Origin of the sequence: Streptomyces sp. FH025, assembly GCF_017427025.1 — a bacterium.
Lineage (GTDB): Bacteria > Actinomycetota > Actinomycetes > Streptomycetales > Streptomycetaceae > Kitasatospora.
The window spans coordinates 1-3,239 of record NZ_JAFLNG010000786.1; the positions used below are offsets into that span (position 1 = coordinate 1).

Sequence of the window (3,239 nt, forward strand, 5' to 3'; positions counted from 1 at the left end):
CACCGACCCCGACGCGCCCCGCCCCTACCTGCTGGACATCACCGGCATCGTCCAAGCAGGCCGCCTGGAACTGGAGTGGACCTACCCCTCGGCCGTCTACGAGGAGGCCACCGTCCGCGCCCTCGCCGAGGAGACGGCCGCCGCGCTGCGCGACCTCGCGGAGCACTGCGCCCGCCCCGGCGCCGGCGGCCGCACCCCCTCGGACTTCCCGCTGGCCGGCCTCGACCAGGCGCGGCTGGACCGGTTGGTCGGCGACGGCCGCGAGGTCGAGGACGTGCTGCCGCTGACCCCGTTGCAGTCCGGCATGCTCTTCCACGGACTCGTCGACACCGACGGCGCCTACGTCGACCGGATCGCCGTCCGCCTCGCCGGAGTCGCCGACCCGAGGGCCTTCGCCGAGGCCTGGCAGCGCGTCGCCGACCGCACCCCGGCGCTGCGCTCCGCCGTGCACTGGCGGGGCCTGCCGCACCCCGTCCAGGTGGTCGCCCGCCGCGCCGCGCTGCCCGTCCGCCACCTGGACCGGCGCGAACTGGCGCCCGGGCAGCGGGAGTCGGAGACCGAGCGGCTGCTCGCCCAGGAGCGCGCCACCGCACTGGACCTCACCACCGCGCCGCTCACCCGGCTCACCCTGGCCGCGCTGCCCGGCGACGAGGTCCTGCTGCTGTGGTCCACCCACCACCTGATCCTGGACGGCTGGAGCACCGGCCAACTGCTCACCGAGGTGTGCGAGGAGTACGCCGCGCTGACCGGCGGCCCGCAGGCCCCGAGGCCGGTCCGGCGGCCCTTCGCGGACTTCCTGGGCTGGTTGCGCGAGCAGGACGAGGAGGCCGCCGAGGCCCACTGGGCCGACGCCCTGGCCGGGTTCACCGAACGGACCCCGCTGCCGTACGACCGCCGGCCCGCCGAAGCCCACCGTGCCCGCTCCACCGCCGCCGTCCACCGCGCGCTGGACGAGTCGCTCTCCGCCCGGCTGCGCGAACGCGCCGCAGCCGCCGGACTCACCGTCAACACCGTGGTGGAGGGCGCCTGGGCGCTGCTGCTGGCCCGCTACGGCGGCGCCGAGGACGTGGTCTTCGGCACCACCGTGTCCGGACGCCCGGCCGAACTGCCCGGCGTCGAGTCGATGATCGGCCTGTTCATCAACACCGTGCCGACTCGGATACCGATCGCCGCCGGCGGGGTGCTGCCCTGGCTGCGCGAGCTCCAGGACCGCCAGAGCGAAGGCCGCCGCCACGACCACCTGGCACTGCCCCGCATCCAGGCACTCGGCGAACTGCCCGCCGGGGAGCCGCTGTTCGACAGCATGCTGGTGTTCGAGAACTACCCCGTCGACGAGTCGGCCGAGGCCCGCACCGGGGTCCGGGTGGTCGAGGTGCGCGCCGACGACGCCACCACCTTCCCCTGGTGCCTGCGCGCCCACCTCACCGACCGGCTCGGCTTCGACCTCGCCTACGACCCCGCGCTCTTCGACCGCCGGACGGCCGAGGACGCCGCCGACCGCCTCGCCCTGCTGCTCACCGCCCTCGCCGAAGGCCTCGACGGAGACCTCGCCGACCTCGACCTCCTCACCCCGGCCGACCGGGAGCTGCTCGCCGCCTGGCACTCCACCGCCCGCCCGGCCGCACCGAACAGCCCGCTGACGCTCTTCGCCGAGCAGGCCCGCCGCACCCCCGAGGCGCCCGCCGTCCGCGACGGCGACCGCGAACTGACCTACCGCCGGCTCGACGCCTGGTCGGACGGCCTGGCGGCCCGGCTGCTCGCCGAAGGCCTGGCGCCCGAGGAGCCGGTGGCGCTGGAGCTTGACCGCTCGGCCGAAATCGTCGTCGCCCAACTGGCCGTCCTCAAGGCGGGCGGCGCCTACCTGCCCGTCGACCTGAGGGCCCCCGAGGAGCGCCGCCGCGCTCTGCTCGCCCGGGCCGGCGCCACCCGCCGCCTCAGCGCCGCCGACGTCGCAGCCGTCCGGACCGAAGCGGCCAACGCACCCCTGCCGCCTGCCGACCCCGACCGGCTCGCCTACGTGATGTACACCTCCGGCTCGACCGGCGAGCCCAAGGCCGTGGCCGTCCGCCACCGCGACGTCGCCTCCCTCGCCACCGACGGCCGCTTCGCCGACGGCCGGTGCGAACGGGTGCTGCTGCACTCGCCGGTGGCCTTCGACGCCGCCACCTTCGAGGTGTGGGCGCCCCTGCTCACCGGCGGCTGCGTCCTCGTCGCCCCCGACGGGCCGGTGGACGCGGCCCTGCTGCGCCGCCTCGCCGGGCCGGACGGCCCCACGGCGCTGTGGCTCACCGCCGGGCTCTTCCGGCTGCTCGCCCAGGACGCGCCGGACTGCTTCGCCGGCCTGCGCACCCTGTGGACCGGCGGCGACGTGGTGCCCGCCGCCGCCGTACGGCGGGTCCTGGCCGCCTGCCCCGGGCTCACCGTGGTGGACGGCTACGGGCCCACCGAGACCACCACCTTCGCCACCGCCCACGAGCTCACCGACGCGGCGGCGGTGCCCGACACCGTCCCCATCGGCCGCCCCCTGGACGACCGGCGCGTCCACGTCCTCGACCGGCGCCTGCGGCCCGTCCCCCCGGGCTTCGCGGGCGAGCTGTACCTGGCCGGCGAGGGCGTCGCCCGCGGCTACCTCGGCCGCCCCGGTGCGACCGCGGCCCGCTTCCTCGCCGACCCGTACGGGCCGCCCGGTGCCCGGATGTACCGCACCGGCGACCTGGCCCGGCGGCGTTCGGACGGCACCGTCGAGTTCCTCGGCCGCGCCGACCACCAGGTGAAGATCCGCGGCTTCCGGGTCGAGCCCGGCGAGGTGGAGGCCGCCCTCGCCGCCCACCCCGGGGTCACCGACCTCGCCGTGGTCGCCCGCGAGGACCGGCCCGGCGCCCGGCGGCTGGTCGCGTACGTCGTCGGCCCGGCCGGCGCCGAACCGGAGGAACTGCGGGCCTTCGCCGCCCGCACCCTGCCCGACTACCTCGTCCCCGCCGCCTTCGTCCCGCTCGCCGCCCTGCCGCTGAGCCGCAACGGCAAGCTCGACCGCTCCGCCCTCCCCGCGCCCGGCGCTGATCACGACGGAGGGCCCCGCGAGCGGGTCGAGCCGCGCACCGCCGCCGAACGCCGCACCGCCGAACTCTTCGGCGAGGTCCTGGGCATCCGCCCGCCCGGCGTCACCGAGGGCTTCTTCGAGCTGGGCGGCGACTCCATCCTCAGCATCCGGCTCACCGCGCGCCTGGCCGAGGCCTTCG

General features: G+C 77.1%; 1 protein-coding gene. It reads left to right on the forward strand.

What is annotated here, in order from left to right:
* A partial coding sequence (locus tag J0670_RS33825; RefSeq protein WP_207816135.1) for a non-ribosomal peptide synthetase occupies nucleotides 1-3,239 on the forward strand: 3,239 nt, incomplete at both ends.